17 protein-coding genes are annotated in these 17102 nt (G+C 35.8%); 13 read left to right on the top strand and 4 right to left on the bottom strand.

The genetic code is table 11. The annotated features are described in order from the left end of the window. Positions 1 to 143 precede the first annotated feature (143 nt). The 4 genes from thiI (at position 144) to trmL (ending at position 4349) form a co-directional block, all read left to right on the top strand. Entirely contained in the window at positions 144 to 1592 is a 1449-nt protein-coding gene (gene thiI, locus GYM74_RS09920) for a tRNA uracil 4-sulfurtransferase ThiI (protein WP_220218056.1), read from the top strand. A gap of 126 nt (positions 1593 to 1718) precedes the next feature. Beyond that, positions 1719 to 2429 (top strand): response regulator, encoded by a 711-nt coding sequence (locus GYM74_RS09915; RefSeq protein ID WP_220218055.1) that lies wholly within the window; start codon positions 1719 to 1721, stop codon positions 2427 to 2429. Positions 2430 to 2467: 38 nt separating this feature from the next. Beyond that, positions 2468 to 3844, top strand: a complete 1377-nt coding sequence (gene cpxA, locus GYM74_RS09910; protein WP_255556237.1) for an envelope stress sensor histidine kinase CpxA — start codon at positions 2468 to 2470, stop codon at positions 3842 to 3844. A 19-nt stretch (positions 3845 to 3863) separates the two neighbouring features. Next, on the top strand, positions 3864 to 4349 hold the full coding sequence (gene trmL, locus GYM74_RS09905; protein WP_305054779.1) for a tRNA (uridine(34)/cytosine(34)/5-carboxymethylaminomethyluridine(34)-2'-O)-methyltransferase TrmL: 486 nt from the start codon (positions 3864 to 3866) through the stop codon (positions 4347 to 4349). A 114-nt stretch (positions 4350 to 4463) separates the two neighbouring features. Here trmL and efp read toward each other — a convergent pair whose 3' ends face one another. Then, positions 4464 to 5030: an elongation factor P gene (gene efp, locus GYM74_RS09900; RefSeq protein ID WP_034882790.1), complete on the bottom strand. Its 567-nt coding sequence runs from the start codon at positions 5028 to 5030 to the stop codon at positions 4464 to 4466. Between the two features lie 32 nt (positions 5031 to 5062). On the opposite strand from efp, the gene epmB reads away from it, so the two are divergent. The 6 genes from epmB to nudC all read left to right on the top strand — a co-directional run bounded on the left by epmB (position 5063) and on the right by nudC (position 9689). Then, positions 5063 to 6088 carry an EF-P beta-lysylation protein EpmB gene (gene epmB / locus GYM74_RS09895; protein WP_220218053.1) on the top strand — a complete coding sequence of 342 codons (1026 nt, stop codon included), beginning with the start codon at positions 5063 to 5065 and terminating at the stop codon, positions 6086 to 6088. 304 nt (positions 6089 to 6392) lie between these two features. Continuing rightward, positions 6393 to 6533: a 50S ribosomal protein L34 gene (gene rpmH / locus GYM74_RS09890; RefSeq protein ID WP_034944344.1), complete on the top strand. Its 141-nt coding sequence runs from the start codon at positions 6393 to 6395 to the stop codon at positions 6531 to 6533. 11 nt (positions 6534 to 6544) lie between these two features. Beyond that, the gene (rnpA, locus tag GYM74_RS09885) at positions 6545 to 6901 is read left to right on the top strand and encodes a ribonuclease P protein component (RefSeq protein ID WP_255556127.1); all 357 of its coding nucleotides are present in this window, start codon (positions 6545 to 6547) and stop codon (positions 6899 to 6901) included. A gap of 47 nt (positions 6902 to 6948) precedes the next feature. After that, positions 6949 to 7191 carry a membrane protein insertion efficiency factor YidD gene (gene yidD, locus GYM74_RS09880; protein WP_255556236.1) on the top strand — a complete coding sequence of 81 codons (243 nt, stop codon included), beginning with the start codon at positions 6949 to 6951 and terminating at the stop codon, positions 7189 to 7191. Then, a complete protein-coding gene (gene yidC, locus GYM74_RS09875; RefSeq protein WP_220218050.1) occupies positions 7191 to 8819 on the top strand; it encodes a membrane protein insertase YidC in 1629 nt (542 codons plus the stop codon). The genes yidD and yidC overlap by 1 nt, the downstream gene beginning before the upstream one ends. Positions 8820 to 8885: 66 nt before the next feature. Further along, on the top strand, positions 8886 to 9689 hold the full coding sequence (gene nudC, locus GYM74_RS09870; RefSeq protein ID WP_220218049.1) for an NAD(+) diphosphatase: 804 nt from the start codon (positions 8886 to 8888) through the stop codon (positions 9687 to 9689). A 31-nt stretch (positions 9690 to 9720) separates the two neighbouring features. On the opposite strand, the gene GYM74_RS09865 is transcribed toward nudC, so the two are convergent. The 3 genes from GYM74_RS09865 to hemB all read right to left on the bottom strand — a co-directional run bounded on the left by GYM74_RS09865 (position 9721) and on the right by hemB (position 12806). After that, positions 9721 to 10617, bottom strand: a complete 897-nt coding sequence (locus tag GYM74_RS09865; RefSeq protein WP_220218048.1) for a hypothetical protein — start codon at positions 10615 to 10617, stop codon at positions 9721 to 9723. Between the two features lie 101 nt (positions 10618 to 10718). Beyond that, positions 10719 to 11489 carry a hypothetical protein gene (locus GYM74_RS09860; RefSeq protein WP_220218047.1) on the bottom strand — a complete coding sequence of 257 codons (771 nt, stop codon included), beginning with the start codon at positions 11487 to 11489 and terminating at the stop codon, positions 10719 to 10721. Between the two features lie 306 nt (positions 11490 to 11795). Beyond that, a complete protein-coding gene (gene hemB / locus GYM74_RS09855; protein ID WP_220218046.1) occupies positions 11796 to 12806 on the bottom strand; it encodes a porphobilinogen synthase in 1011 nt (336 codons plus the stop codon). A 183-nt stretch (positions 12807 to 12989) separates the two neighbouring features. Here hemB and rpsU point away from each other — a divergent pair, with 183 nt between their 5' ends. The 3 genes from rpsU to rpoD all read left to right on the top strand — a co-directional run bounded on the left by rpsU (position 12990) and on the right by rpoD (position 17043). Beyond that, entirely contained in the window at positions 12990 to 13205 is a 216-nt protein-coding gene (rpsU, locus tag GYM74_RS09850) for a 30S ribosomal protein S21 (RefSeq protein ID WP_024495180.1), read from the top strand. Between the two features lie 134 nt (positions 13206 to 13339). Then, complete coding sequence (gene dnaG, locus GYM74_RS09845; protein WP_220218045.1) at positions 13340 to 15121, top strand: DNA primase; 1782 nt, start codon at positions 13340 to 13342, stop codon at positions 15119 to 15121. 83 nt (positions 15122 to 15204) lie between these two features. Then, positions 15205 to 17043: an RNA polymerase sigma factor RpoD gene (rpoD, locus tag GYM74_RS09840; protein WP_220218044.1), complete on the top strand. Its 1839-nt coding sequence runs from the start codon at positions 15205 to 15207 to the stop codon at positions 17041 to 17043. Positions 17044 to 17102 lie beyond the last annotated feature (59 nt).

The raw sequence follows: 17102 nt of genomic DNA, 5'->3' as shown, positions 1-17102 counted from the left end.
ATTTATTGATGCGAAATATTAGCGAAAGAGTGAGCAACAAGCAAGAAGATTTTGTGATTTTCTGTATTTATCGTAATCAATTGTTCGTTTTTAAGGAAAAACCAGTATAATGTCGCCATTTTTATTCTAGTAAATTTAGTTGTATGAAATTCATTGTTAAGCTTTTTCCTGAGATTACCATTAAAAGTGAATCTGTTCGATTACGTTTTATAAAAATATTGACCAGCAATATTCGTAATATCTTAAAACATCATATCGAAGATGTCGCTGTTATACGTCATTGGGATTTTATTGAAGTACGCCCTAAAGTTGTAAATAGCGAAACTCAGATTTTACAATTACTCACCCGTATTCCTGGTATCCATCATATTTTGGTTGTTCAAGAGCACTCTTTTGTTGATATGCACGATATCTATGAAAAAGCTCGTGAGCATTATGCGCCTTTAATTGAAAATAAAACATTTTGTGTACGTGTTAAACGCCGAGGTAAGCACGATTTCTCTTCAATCGATGTTGAACGTTACGTGGGCGGTGGGCTTAATCAGTTTGTTGCCTCATCTAAAGTCAAATTAACCCGCCCTGAGGTTACTGTTAATTTAGAAATAGAGAAAGATGTATTATTGCTGGTAAAAGAGCGCCATGCTGGGATAGGTGGCTTTCCAACAGGTACACAAGAAGATGTACTTTCTCTTATATCCGGCGGATTTGATTCTGGTGTATCGAGTTATAAGCTAATTAGACGGGGTAGCCGGGTTCACTACTGCTTTTTTAATTTGGGCGGTAAAACCCATGAAATTGGTGTTAAGCAGATGGCGCATTATTTATGGGAGCGCTTTGGTAGTTCTCATAAAGTGCGTTTTATTGCGATCGATTTTTCAGATGTTGTTGGTGAAATTCTTGAAAAAATCGAGGATGGCCAAATGGGCGTTATTTTAAAACGGATGATGATACGTGCCGCTTCCAAAATCGCTCAACGATATAATGTTCAAGCACTTGTAACCGGTGAAGCACTAGGTCAGGTTTCAAGTCAAACGTTGACTAATTTACGTTTGATTGACAATGTGAGTGATACCTTAATTTTACGTCCGCTAATTACTCATGATAAAGAAACGATTATTAATCTGGCTCGTCAGATAGGGACTGAAGATATTGCTAAAACTATGCCAGAATTTTGTGGTGTAATTTCGAAAAGTCCAACGGTCAAAGCCGTTAAAGAAAAAATAGAGGAACAAGAGCTTAATTTTGATTTCTCAATTTTAGATAAAGCAGTGGAAGAGGCAGAAAATATTGATATTCGTGAAATTGCCAAACAAGCAAGTAACACGGTTATTCAAGTTGATACTGTGACTTCATTGGGTGATAATCAAATTGTGATTGATATTCGTGCGCCGGAAGAGCAGGAAGATAAACCGCTGGAATTAAATAATGTTGATATTAAAGTCATTCCATTTTATAAATTGGCTACACAATTTGGCGATTTAGATCAATCAAAACAATATCTTCTTTATTGTGCTAAAGGCGTTATGAGCAAGTTACAAGCACTCTATCTGATTGAGCAAGGGTTTTCGAATGTGAAAATTTTTAAAATATAATACTTAACAAATAGTTATGATATTGGTAGTATTTGGCTTTTATAATCATGATTTGATAAGATCAGATATTTTTTATAATCAAAATAATTACAAATTAATGATTTAATTAAGTTAAAGAGGAAGGCAATGAGTAAATTACTTGTAGTTGATGATGATCCTGAAATAGCCTCATTATTACGTGAATTACTTGAATTAGAAGGTTTTGACGTTGAAACAGCAAATAATGGAGTACAAGCTTTAGAAAAATTCGATAGTACCATTGATCTTATATTGCTCGATATAATGATGCCGGAGATGAACGGGCTTAGTATGTTATCTAAATTAAGAAATGACTTTACCGTTCCGGTTATTTTTCTGACAGCTAAAGACGACGAATTTGATAAGGTGATTGGACTTGAGTTAGGGGCTGATGATTATATTCTTAAACCTTTTAATGATAGAGAGTTGGTTGCTCGAATCAATGCCTTGCTACGAAGAACCCGTTGGGATAACTCAGAAGAAAGTGAAGAAAAACCGCTTCAACTTACTATTGATAAACTAACGGTTAATCGAAAGCAACAAACTGCTTTTTTTGATGACCAGTATCTCGAATTAACGGGTACTGAGTTCCAAGTATTACTTAAACTGCTTGAAAGTGCTGGTCAAACAATTTCCCGAGATACTTTAAGTGAAACTGTACTTGGTAAAGAGTTTATTCCGCTGGCTCGTTCAATTGATGTTCATGTGTCTAATTTGAGAAAAAAATTGCCACCACGCAGTGATGGGTTACCCTGGATAAAAACATTGAGATCGAAAGGCTACCTGTTTGTTGTCGATCAAAATGATAATGTACATTAAGGGTCGAATACATCTTATAAAGGTAAAATTATATGTGGATTTTTGACAGGTTAACTATTAGAATCTTCACAATATTTTTACTTACTATCGCTTTTTTTCTAATGTTGATTATGGCTTTGCCTAATCTTGACGCTCGAAATTTAACTTATTTAGCAAATAAAGATAAAGAAGCAGGCAATGTGCTTGCTAATCAAATAGAAAAAGAGCTTTCAAATGTACCTAAAGATAGTTTTCGTTGGTGGATGCGTTTTATCGTGGTGATGGACGGTCACCAAAAACCCGGGCAATTTTTATTCATTTTCACACCCAACAAACAAATAATTACCGCTGATACTAAAAATATTGATTTAGTTAGAAACTTTAGTGAAAAATCTAATAATGTCGCTGATCCGGCAAAGAAAATTTATGAATCTCAAGAGATTATAGGCCCTTTTCTGATTCATTATGCTAATGAAGATTACCAATTATACTTATTGCAACCAGCATCAGATATTCAATCTCAATTTGTTAACTTAATCTTTGATCATCCCTTTTTATTATTAACACTAACAATGTTAGCCAGCTCTCCTTTTTTGCTTTGGTTATCTTGGAGTATTGCAAAACCTGCACGTGGTTTAAAACTGGCAGCCGAACAAGTTGCCAAAGGGAATTTGCAACAATGGCCTGAGTTAGAAAAAATCGGATCTTATGAGTATAAAGCAACCGGAGCGAGTTTTAATCATATGTTAAGGGAATTAAAACGGATGCAGGAGTTACAACAACGCTTGTTTTCTGATATTTCTCATGAATTACGCACGCCTTTGACTCGTTTGCAATTAGCCACATCATTATTACGCCGCAAACAGGGCGAAAGTAATGAAGTGATTCGTATTAATGATGAAGCATTAAAACTTGATGCAATGATTGGTGAGTTGCTCTCTTTAGCCCGTCATCAATATGATAATAATGAAGTTCGCAACTACCATAAATTAAATGTTTTATTTAAAAATGTATTAGATAATGCTACGTTTGAAGCGGAGCAAATTGGCAAAACATTTTTAATTCAAAATCCGCCAACTAATCATGTTGTGTTGTGTTATCCGACTGCTTTATGTAGCGCACTGGAAAACGTTATTCGCAATGCATTTCGTTATTCTAAACACCAAATTGTGATTAATTTTATTCAACAACCACAACAAATGACAATTACCATTGATGATGATGGTCCCGGTGTGGCTGATAACGAACTAGAACAAATTTTCAGACCTTTTTATCGAACCAGTGAAGCACGAGATCGCCAGACGGGTGGTACCGGACTAGGATTAGCCATTGTAGCGAATGCGATCACTCGCGATCACGGAACTGTTAAAGCACAGAAAAGTCACTTAGGTGGGCTGAGAATTGTGATAGTATTACCGACAAGTCAAAAACATTAAAAAATAAAGAGTAGTAATTGTGTCAAATTCCGCATTGAATATTGTACTGTTTGAGCCAGAGATTCCTGCAAACACTGGCAATATTATTCGTCTGTGTGCTAATACAGGATATAATTTGCATATTATTGAGCCAATGGGATTTTATTGGGATGATAAAAAACTACGGCGAGCAGGGCTGGATTATCAAGAATTTGTCAATGTCAAACGTTACAAAAATCTTGAACAGTTCTTAGATGTTAATCAATTGGATTTGACTAAACAGGTTTATGCATTGACTACTAAAGGTCAAAAGCCGCATAGTGCCGTGAATTATCAATCAAATGATTTTTTAATGTTTGGGCCTGAAACACGAGGTCTACCAGCTGCAATACTCGATGCGTTACCACAGGATAATAAAATCCGCATTCCTATGTTAGCAACCAGTCGTAGTATGAACTTATCCAATTCAGTAGCGGTAGTTGTTTATGAATCTTGGCGTCAGCTTAATTATGCCGGGGCTAAGTAAATAGCTTTGATATTTTTAGGTCAATAATAGATAGCAGTTAGATAACAAAAAGAGAGGTAAGTCAATTCCTCTCTTTTTGTCGTGCAAGAAGCGTGATATTGATAATAAACACGTTTATTTTACACGTGAAACGTATTCACCTGAACGTGTATCAACTTTAAGCACTTCACCAATTTGTACAAATAGTGGAACACGTACAACGGCACCGGTTGAAAGTGTAGCAGGTTTGCCACCAGTTCCGGCTGTATCACCTTTCAAGCCCGGATCTGTTTCAATAACTTCAAGTTCAACAAAGTTTGGTGGTGTAACAGCAATCGGTTGACCATTCCATAATGTTAAAATACATTCAGCTTGATCGACTAACCATTTAGCATTATCACCCACTGCTTTTGCATCGGCAGAAAGTTGCTCAAAAGTATCGTTGTTCATAAAATGCCAGAACTCACCGTCGGTATACAAGTAAGTTAAATTCATATCGACAACATCAGCAGCTTCAACAGATTCACCTGATTTGAATGTTTTATCAACAGTTTTACCTGAAAGTAATTTTTTAATTTTAACGCGGTTAATTGCTTGCCCTTTACCTGGTTTATAAAACTCATTTTCAACAATTACACACGGCTCGCCATCTTGCATTATTTTAAGACCGGCTTTAAACTCATTAGTACTATAAGATGCCATAAAAGCTCCAACTATCATTCTGAATTACAAAAATGAGCCACATTATACAGCAAAAAGTTGAACAACCAAATAAAGAAGCATGGATTTTTGATCTTGCCAACGTTGTGACGGATATTAAAACCCTCTATCGTTGTTTAGATTTAGATCCTGATACGATTTCTTTGTCTATGTTACAAGCAAAGAAACAATTCCCGCTGCGTGCGCCTTTAGCTTTTATCAATCGTATGAAAAAGGGCGATAGTCATGATCCTCTTTTGTTGCAGGTGCTTTGTGATGATAACGAAATGTTGCAAGTCGCGGGATACAGTGATGATCCGTTACAAGAGCAAAATAATGCAATCCCGGGATTACTGCATAAATATCATAATCGAGCACTATTAATAACTAAAACCGCTTGTGCGATCAATTGCCGTTACTGTTTTAGACGTCACTTTCCTTATCATGAAAACCAGAGCAGCAAAAAAAACTTAAATATAGCGCTTAACTATATTGCCACTCATCCTGAACTCGATGAGATTATTTTATCCGGTGGTGATCCATTAATGGCGAAAGATAATGAGATCGCATTTTTGATAAGTGAATTAGAAAAGATTCCACATATCAAGCGGTTACGCATTCATACTCGTTTGGCAGTAGTGATTCCGTCAAGAATAACCCAACAATTATCTCGATTATTTGCGCAAAGTCGATTACAGATAATTGTGGTTACACATATTAATCACCCCAATGAGATTGATAATGAAGTTACCCGTGCGATTTGGCAATTAAAACAAAGTAATGTATTAGTGCTTAATCAAAGCGTGATGTTAAAAAATATTAATGATAATGTTGAGATTTTAGCCCAATTAAGTAATAAGCTGTTTGATAGCGGTATTTTACCTTATTACATTCATCTGCTTGATAAAGTTCAAGGCGCTGCGCATTTTTTCGTTGATGATAAAACCGCCAAACAATTGATGAAACAGCTTGCTGAAAAAGTATCCGGTTATTTAGTGCCAAAACTGGCTCGTGAGATTGGTGGAGAAAAAAGTAAGCGGGTACTTGCTGTTGCTGATTGATTTTGTTTTACTTATGGTATCAAATAATCTGGTGTTGATTGGATGATGATTTGTTCAATTGTCGCGCTGCTGATCGTCCATGCAGGTTAGCACTTACCGACATTTATTGATTAGGTATTATTCAATCGTCAGTTTTTATATTATTGTGCTATAAATAAATTTTAGATCGTATCTGTTACACTTAACTTTGAAAATCTCATTGACGAAAAATAAAATAGCTTCTATAATTCCGACCTCTTTAATTAATGATGTAGAGTTTTTACTCTGCAACCTGTTGATAAATTAGATTTGGATATAAATCGTCATGAAACGCACATTTCAACCATCAGTATTAAAACGCAATAGAACTCACGGTTTCCGTGCTCGTATGGCAACTAAAAACGGTCGTCAAGTTCTTGCTCGCCGTCGTGCTAAAGGCCGTGCTCGTTTAACTGTTGCTAGCTGATTTTAAGTTGAGTGATTAATTTCACTTTTCCTCGGGAGTTACGTTTGTTAACTCCCTTTGATTTCAATTATGTCTTTCAAGAGTCCGTTAGAGCTGGCTCACCCTTTCTTACATTAGTTGCACGAATAAATGATTTAGATCATCCTCGTTTAGGATTTGCTATAGCAAAAAAACAGGTTAAACGTGCACATGAGCGCAACCGTATTAAGCGTTTAACGAAAGAATATTTTCGTCTTCATCAACATCAGCTTCCTAATATTGATTTTATTTTAATGGCTAAACATTCTGTTATCGAATTGGATAATAAACAGTTAGTTGCAACATTAGATAAATTATGCCAACGAATTATCGCCAAACAAAAAGTTTGAATAAACTTAAATTGATTATCAAACAGCATGTCTATGCGGCTAAATCATTGATAATTAATTTTTTTATTTTATTTATTCGCGCTTATCAACGGATTATAAGCCCGTTGTTTGGTCCTAAATGTCGCTTTACACCTACTTGCTCTCAGTATGCAATAATTGCACTACGACGCTTTGGATTAGTAAAAGGTGGTTGGCTAACGGTCAAACGTGTATTAAAATGTCATCCTTTACATGAAGGAGGAGAAGATTTTGTTCCTCCAAAAACTAAAACCAATAGAGAAAAACATTAATGGGATCTCAACGTAATATCTTAGTCATTGCTTTACTTTTTGTCTCTTTTTTAATTTGGAAGGCATGGGTGGATGATCATGCACCTAAACCACCAATGACTAACCAAATGACTCAACAAATAAGTGATGATGATTCAACAGGCAATTTAGCTTTAGGTAAAACCATTACCATTAAGTCTGACGTATTGTTACTCACAATTAATACTTATGGTGGTGATGTTCAAGCAGCACAATTATTGAAATATGATCAAACGCTTCATTCAGGTACACCTTTCCAATTATTAACATCTCGTCCTGATTTTGTTTATATTGCTGAAAGTGGTTTAACAGGTAAAGACGGACCTGATAACGCTATTCAAGATGCGAAACGTCCGGTATACCAAACTGCGCAAACAGAATATGTGTTAGCTGACGGACAAAATGAATTACGTGTTCCGTTAACTTATCAGATTAATGGCATTACTTATACTAAATACTACATTTTACAACGTGGTAACTATGCTATTGATGTGCAATATGATATCAATAACCAAAGTAATGGACCGATTGATGTCGCGATGTATGGTCAATTGAAACAAACTATCAAATTACCAGAAGATGCTGTCACTGAAGGTGGGGGCGGACTTGGATTAAGCGCATTCCGTGGAACTGCATATTCAAGCTCAAGTACAAATTATAGCAAATATAGTTTTGATGATATTAAAGATAAAGCATTAGCGGTAGAAACGCAAACTGGTTGGATTGCTATGTTGCAACACTATTTTGCTTCAGCATGGGTGCCAACACAGGATCAAAATAACCTTTTTTATTCACGTGTAACTGCTAAAAATACTCAAGCAACTATTGGTTTCAAAGGTCAATCAACTGTTATCCCTGCAGGTGCTAGCCAATCAATTGGCGCTAAGCTATGGTTAGGTCCGGAAATCCAAAGTCAATTGAAAGAAACGGCAAATCATCTTGATTTGATTGTTGATTATGGTTGGTTATGGTTCTTGTCACAACCGCTATTTTACTTATTGAAATTTATTCAAGGTTTTGTCAGTAACTGGGGTGTGTCGATTATTATTATTACCTTTATTGTGCGTGGAATTTTATTCCCGTTAACACGTGCGCAATATCGTTCAATGGCTAAAATGAAGTTATTACAACCTCGTTTACAAGCATTAAAAGAGCGTTATGGTGATGATAGACAGAAGATGAGTATGGAAACAATGGCTCTTTATAAGCAAGAGAAGGTTAATCCTTTGGGTGGTTGTTTGCCATTGATTATTCAAATGCCTATCTTCTTATCGCTATTTTATATGTTAGGTAATACCGTTGAACTTCGTCATGCACCATTTGCGTTATGGATTCATGACTTGTCAGCGCAAGATCCTTATTATATATTCCCGTTATTAATGGGTGCGACGATGTTCTTAATACAGAAAATGTCACCAACAGCGGTCACAGATCCATTACAACAAAAATTAATGACTTTTATGCCGTTAATTTTCACTGTGTTCTTCTTATGGTTCCCGTCAGGTCTGGTTTTATACTATATCGTGAGTAATTTATTTACCATTGCTCAGCAACGTATTATCTACTGGGAGCTTGAGAAAAAGGGACTTCACGAAAAGAAAAAGAAATAGAAATCGTATTAGAAAAAGGAGGTGTTAAACCCTCCTTTTTTGTTTTGCTTTTAGGTAAGAATGGAAATGAATATACAGCAACAATTTAATTTAACCGGCAATGAAACCGGATACTGGTTTGTCAGCGCCAATGGACGATTGTGGTTACCTAATGGCGAAGTGCCAACGGGTTATGCTAAAGAGTTTGGTTTTACTAACCAATTAGCTCAGCCAATTGGCGAATGGAATGGTCAAACTGCTTGGCTGATTTGTCATGAAATGAAAAGCTCGATGAGTGTCATACGTCCACTGCTTAATAAAACTGATCAATCGCTATTTAATATGGCCGGTCGAGCGGTGCAATTGGCTGAGTTTTATCGCTCCCACAAATATTGTGGCTATTGTGGTCATCAAATGTATATTAGTAGTTCAGAATGGTGTTGTTTGTGCCATAACTGCAAAGAACGTTATTATCCTCAGATATCACCTTCTATTATTGTTGCAATCCGACATCAAAATAAAATTTTATTGGCTAAGCATGTCAGACATAATCAAGATGACTTATATACGGTTTTAGCGGGTTTTACTGAAATAGGTGAAACAATGGAAAATGCTGTTGAACGTGAAGTATATGAAGAGTCAAAAATCAAAATTAAAAATATCCGGTATGTAGGATCGCAACCTTGGCCATTTCCTAATTCACTAATGATGGCTTATTTGGCTGATTACGAGAGCGGTGAAATCTGTATCGACAAAAATGAGTTAGTACAAGCTGATTGGTTCCATTATTCTCAGTTACCTAAAATTCCAGAGTATGGGACGATAGCAAGGCGCTTAATTGAAGATACGATTGTATTATGCCGTGAATATGATGAGTTTGGTGAAGACTAATCATATTCACGAAGTTAATGGCCGTATTTGTTTACTGATAGTCGATAGTTCGGATTAAATTTGTTGTTTTTGATTCATCACCGGTTGTTACACAAACGGCCTTAGTCCAGTCGCTATAGACGGTATAATCAGAATATGAACAAGTTTCATTGATTTCAACTTCTTGTTCATTTTTATCGTTTACAATAATTTCACCACTTGATGAAAGTTTAAATGTTTTTGTAATCGATTTTTCTAACTGATTAATATTACTATAAACTAAAGTTTTCTCTTGTAGCAAAATAGGGAAATTGACTTTATTATCAACTGGCACATATGCGCTGTATAAAACTAGCTCAACGCGATCATATTGGTCATAAACAATTTTACTATTAAAAATGACATTATTTTCTGCAAAATGCGATAGTGTCATTTCAACCAAACGACCATCTTCATCAAATTCATTTCTTGCAACAATATCGCCTTTGCTATTTTTCATACCGAGTATATTTTTGCTGGCATCAAATGTGATTTTATAATCATTGCGGTTTTCTTTTGTTCCGTAAAAATATTTAGCGTTCTTATAATCGAGTTCGCCATAAAAACCTTCTAAATCATAATTAGCAACATAACCTTGTTCATTATAATTGATGAGCTTATCTGATGCTCCTTCAATTTTTTGTTGTTTAATTAATTTATGATTTGGTAGTAATTCCGGTTCATTATGGAAAAGATAACTATTGATTATAGTAACAGGTAAGTATGACAGGGATTGAACCTCTTCATCAAACGTGTCTGAACTTAGGCTATCAACATTTAAATTATTATTTTGGTTGTTGTTTGTTTGAGATGAAGATGCTATCTGCGATGACTGTTCTTCATCACATCCTGTTAATACTAATAAAAAGCTTAATGAACATATTGATAAATAAAATAATGATTTATTCATAATTTAGGCTTCTATTTCATGTTATTGTAAGAAAATGAATGTGATTAAACGTAGATTTTTTACCTAGTTCACTATTATGTTACTTCTATTAATGGCATTTATTAATGGCATTGACACCAATTTGCCAAATCTTCTAAGTTCCAACGTTTCATCATTTCACACCATGCGTTTCGCCAATGATTTACTGTATTACCATTAAAACCTAATTCAGTTTGGATTTGCATATTATTTTTTCCGGAAACAAGCAAATTAATAAATTCAATCCATAGTTCAGACTTAGGAAGACGATTAAGAATTGTGTCACTTAAAATGTTAAAGCTACGTCTGCAACGCTTACAACGATAACAAGTGCGTTTACCAACTTTGGTTGTTTCTGTTGAACTACAATATAAACAAACTGGCGATTGTTCATTTAATAAAGACGTGACTTTTTCAATCAGTGTTTGATGTTGTTTGGTAAGTGTCGGGGTGATTTTTAATTGTTTTGCACCGGTATACCATTTGTTTAGTAATGGATAGTAAGACTTCAAATGATCAACAATAGCTTGATCTCGCCGCATGACTTTTTCTAACGTACAGCCTAATTTTTTTGCAATAGTTTGGTAACTTTTGTTTGCTATACGGCTAGTAAATATCGTTTCTAACCAATCAAATGGTGATAATCGATTAAAAGAGGTGTTAGATGCTACATTGAAATATTTGTCACAAGCTTTGCAACGATAGGTATTTGTTGGTTTTGAACGAATCAGATAGAATTCATTTTGTTGGCAAAAAGGACAAACTTCTATATGTTGTGAAGCCATTTTTTCTAAATCATGACGAAATTTATTCAGTTCATCATGCAATTCAATTGGAACAAGTTCATATATCATTTTCTACTCCCAAATCGCTTAACTTTGTAAATATTATCAGATTTTTACACAAACATATAGTTTTACTGAAACTTTTTTACATTTAGAACTGCCAGATCGTTATTGAATTTAGGTCATTAACTAATTTGACTTTTAGGGCAGCTATTGGTGGGTTATTTATTTAAAAATGTTGAATGGATAATGTTAATAATCATTAGTCTAAAATTTAGTCATAAATAATAAACACTTTTTAGACAAATTTAGTTAATTTATGTAAAAAATCGACAGGGTTTTAGCCAGTCGATTTTAGTTTATAACTTGATGATATTATGGGCCCAGTAACCACTGGGCTGCTTGTTTGGCAAAATAGGTTAGCACGCCATCAGCGCCCGCTCGTTTAAAGCATAGTAACGATTCCATGATAGTCGATTTTTCATCTAGCCAACCATTTTCAATGGCAGCTTTGAGCATAGCGTATTCACCGGATACTTGATAAGCAAAGGTAGGTACGGCAAAAGTTTGTTTAACTTTCGTGACAATATCAAGATAAGGCAGCCCTGGTTTAACCATTACCATATCCGCTCCTTCGCTCAAGTCTTGATAAATTTCTTGTAGTGCTTCATCACTGTTAGCGGGATCGAGTTGGTAAGTTTTTTTATTGCCACCTTTTATATTCGATGCTGATCCGACTGCGTCACGGAAAGGGCCATAAAAGCTTGATGCATATTTGGCTGAATATGCCATAATTTGGGTATTCACAAATCCATGCGATTCAAGCGCATTACGTATAGCGCCGATGCGACCATCCATCATATCGCTAGGTGCAATAATATCGACGCCAGCTTGCGCTTGAACTAAGGCTTGCTTAATCAACGTTTCGACTGAAATATCATTTAGAACATAGCCTTGATCGTCAATAATGCCATCTTGCCCATGTGTAGTATAAGGATCGAGCGCAACATCGGATAAAATGCCTAGTTGGGGAAAGGCTTTTTTTAGGGCGCTAATTGCTCGGGGAACTAAGCCATTTTCGTTATAAGCTTCTTGCGCCAATAATGATTTTTTTGATGCATCGATAGCCGGAAATAACGCTAAAACAGGTATGCCTAATTTAACCACTTCTTCTGCTTCTTTTAATAATACATCGATACTCATGCGATTCACATTAGGCATTGATGAAACAGATTGAGTTATGTTTTTACCTTCAACAATAAAGACAGGATAAATTAAATCATTAACTGTTAAATGATTTTGAGCAACTAGACGGCGGCTAAAATCATGTGCTCGATTGCGACGTAAGCGGCGTTGAGGGTATTGACCGGTAAAAAATAATGACATAAAACACCTATTTATTTTGAATAACTATCGTTTATTATCTGACTGAGCTTGTAGATTAGCAAATTAATTTGCTCTGTGGTAATTATTCGATATTTTACTTTACAACATATATCGATTAGAGGTAAAATTGCGCACTAATTTTTAGTCCTTTGTGATATTAAACAAATTTGAGGTGAGAGGCACATGCCAGTAATTAAAGTACGTGAAAATGAACCTTTCGATGTAGCATTACGTCGTTTCAAACGTTCTTGCGAGAAAGCAGGGATTTTAGCTGAAGTTCGTAACCGTGAATTTTACGAAAAACCAACAACTATTCGTAAACGCGCAAAAGCAGCAGCTGTTAAACGCCATGCTAAAAAATTAGAAAGAGAAAACGCTCGTCGCACTCGTCTATACTAAGATTTATACTGAAAATTTTAATTGATACTAACTATCAATTTTATCTATTTTTAATATAAAGAGATTTTAACAAGCCGTACATTTCGATACGGCTTGTTGTCTTTGGGTAATACCAATATTGGTTGAATTTTATCATGAAAGGTCGTATTCCTAATGATTTTATTTTAGATTTAATTGCTCGCACAAGTATTCTTGATGTGATCAGTAAACGCGTTAAAATGAAAAAGAAAGGAAATAACTACTTTGGTTGTTGTCCTTTTCATGATGAAAAAACCGCCTCTTTTTCACTAAATGAAAAAAAACAAATTTACTATTGTTTTGGATGTGGTGCATCCGGTTCGGTAGTGAATTTTCTTATGCAGTACGACCGTTTATCTTTTCCCGAAGCAATTGAAGAAATCGCTAGCATGCAAGGGATACAAGTTCCTTATACTGATAGCGATAACAGCCAACTTGATAATTCAAAACAGATTGAATCGCGTAATGTTCGCCGTGACCTTTATACACTAATGGCAAAAATCACCAATTTTTACCAGCAGCAATTAACATTAACCACGTCAAAAGATGCGCAACAGTATCTTTTACAGCGAGGGCTTAACAGTGAAATTATTGCTCGGTACAAAATAGGTTACGCACCTAACGAATGGCGTTCAACTTTCCAAAGTGTGGCAAAAACGAAAGCGGAAACTCATCTTTATGATCAAGCTGGCATGTTAGTGACCAGTGACGGTGGTAATCAATATGATCGTTTTCGTGGTCGAATTATGTTTCCTATTCGAGACAGGCAAGGCAATGTGATTGCTTTTGGTGGGCGCACGATAATCAATGATTCGGCTAAATATATCAATTCGCCAGAAACCCCAATCTTTCATAAAGGATTCCAATTATATGGGCTTTATGAAGCACAAGAGATTAATCGTAACCCCGATAAACTCATGGTGGTTGAGGGGTATATGGATGTTGTTTCGCTAGCGCAATATGGCATTGATTATGCTGTGGCAGCATTAGGAACATCAACATCAGAACAGCACATCAAGTTACTATTTAGGGCAACTGATTCTGTCATATTTTGTTATGACGGTGATAAAGCGGGTCGTAGTGCAGCTTGGCGTGCGCTTAATGTGTTACTGCCTTGCTTGATTGACGGTAAACAAATTACATTTGTTTTTTTGCCACAGGATGAAGATCCGGATAGTTTTGTACGTAAAGTGGGCAAACAAGGTTTCGAATCGCATTTACAATCAGCGCCTAACTTATCTCAATTTTTATTTGATGAATTATTAAAACAAGTTGATTTAAGTAGTTCTGAAGGCAAAGCAAAATTGAGTGCACTTGCTATACCAATGCTTGAGCAAGTAAAAGCGAAAGCTTTCAGGTTAAATTTACTTCAACAACTGGGGCGTTATTTAGGCTTACTTGATGTTGCGCAAATTGAACAATTAATTCGTGATAATCGTCAAAAAAGTGAAGATAAGACGGCTGAAGTTAAGCCTTCAATTCAAATGAAATTAACAATTATGCGTATTTTAATTGGTTTGTTAATACAGTATCCAAACCTTGCTAAACAAGTCTCGGATATCAATATTATGCGTCAAGCCAAGTTAGCGGGGATTGATATTTTTATTGAATTACTTGAATTATGCCAACATTACCCAAATATAACTACAGCCCAGATATTAACGCAATGTATTGATAGACCGTTTTATAAGCAACTTAATCGTCTAGCAAGCTGGGAACACCATTATCAAGATGATGAAATAAGCACAATATTTTCTCATACTTTAAAAGAGTTATATGATAATATACTCGCCCAAAGGCAAGATGAACTGATCGCAAAAGAGAGAGTCTCCGGCTTAAGTACCGCAGAGAAAAAAGAATTAGCGACACTAATACTTGTTTTATCAAAAAAAGACTAAATATATAGGGTATATGGAGACAATATCATTTTGTCTTACATATATATTATACATTACCGAATAACTAAATGTGGATACCTTTTATGGAGCAAAATTCTCAATCACAGTTAAAACTTCTGATCATTCGAGGTAAGGAACTGGGATACCTGACCTATGCTGATGTCAACGATCACTTGCCAGAAGAAATTATTGATTCAGATCAGATTGAAGATATTATCCAAATGATCAATGATATGGGGATTCAAGTTCTTGAAGAAGCCCCTGATTCTGATGAGTTATTACTTTCAGATAATGTTCCTGATGAAGAAGCTGTTGAAGCAGCGACAGCATTGGTACTTTCTAATGTTGAATCAGAAATAGGTCGAACTACCGATCCTGTGCGTATGTACATGCGCGAAATGGGGGCGGTTGAACTTTTAACCCGTGAAGGCGAAATTGACATCGCAAAACGTATTGAAGATGGGATTAACCAAGTTCAAACCTCTGTTTCAGAATATCCAGAAGCGATTACTTATCTTTTAGAACAATATAATTTAATTGAAAGTGGTGAAGTACGTCTGTCTGATCTTATCACTGGCTTTGTTGATCCGAATGCTGAAGAATCAGCAGAAGAGTTACCGGAAGAGTTAGATGATAACGAAGAAGAGATCGAAATTGATGATAGCGACGATGAAAACGAAGAGGAAGACAGTGATTCTGCTGATGACGATGTCTCGATCGATCCGGAAGTTGCCAAAGCTAAGTTTGCTGAATTAAAAGAACAGCATGATAAAACTTCAGCCGCTATCAAAAAGTATGGACGTGCACATAAAAAAGCACAACAAGAGATCGAAAATCTATCCGAAATCTTTAAACAATTTCGTTTAGTGGGTAAACAATTCGATATTCTTGTAAATAATATGCGCAGCATGATGGATCGCGTAAGAGCACATGAGCGTGTGATTATGAAGATCTGCGTTGAGCAGTGCAAGATGCCGAAAAAACAGTTTATGACCCATTTTACCGGCAATGAAAATAACATGAGCTGGTTTAAAAAAGCCTTAACGGCTAAGGGTGCTTTTGCCGCAAATTTAAAAGAGTTTGAAGAGCCTATTGAAGCTGAAATTAATTGTTTGCAGCAAATTGAAACGGAAACTAATTTATCTATAGAACAGATTAAAGATATCAACCGACGTATGTCTATTGGTGAAGCAAAAGCTCGTCGAGCTAAAAAAGAGATGGTTGAAGCGAATTTACGTTTGGTTATCTCTATTGCGAAAAAATACACCAATCGAGGATTACAATTCTTAGATCTTATTCAAGAAGGTAATATCGGTTTGATGAAAGCTGTTGATAAATTTGAATACCGTCGTGGTTATAAATTCTCAACTTATGCTACATGGTGGATCAGGCAAGCCATTACTCGTTCTATTGCTGACCAAGCCAGAACGATTCGTATTCCGGTGCATATGATTGAAACAATCAATAAGCTAAACCGAATCTCTCGTCAAATGTTACAAGAGATTGGGCGTGAGCCAACTCCAGAAGAGTTGTCTGAGCGCATGCAGATGCCAGAAGAGAAAATACGTAAAGTGCTGAAAATTGCCAAAGAGCCAATTTCCATGGAAACGCCGGTCGGTGATGATGAAGATTCACACTTAGGTGACTTTATTGAAGATACAGCGCTTGAGCAACCATTAGATGCAGCGACATCAGAGAGTTTACGAAGCGCAACTCGTGATATCTTATCAGGATTAACACCGAGGGAAGCGAAAGTACTACGTATGCGTTTTGGTATTGATATGAATACTGACCATACACTTGAAGAGGTCGGTAAACAGTTTGATGTTACACGTGAACGTATACGTCAAATCGAGGCTAAGGCATTACGTAAATTACGTCATCCAAGCCGTTCTGATGTGCTTCGCAGTTTCTTAGAGTAAATCTTACTATCTTATCTATCGCCACTTTTGTGGCGATTTTTTTTAACTTATCACGATAG

Origin of the sequence: Gilliamella sp. ESL0405, from assembly GCF_019469205.1 — a bacterium.
Classification (GTDB): domain Bacteria; phylum Pseudomonadota; class Gammaproteobacteria; order Enterobacterales; family Orbaceae; genus Gilliamella.
The sequence above is the reverse complement of the archived record's forward strand: the minus strand, read 5'-3'. Positions and strand labels throughout refer to the sequence as shown.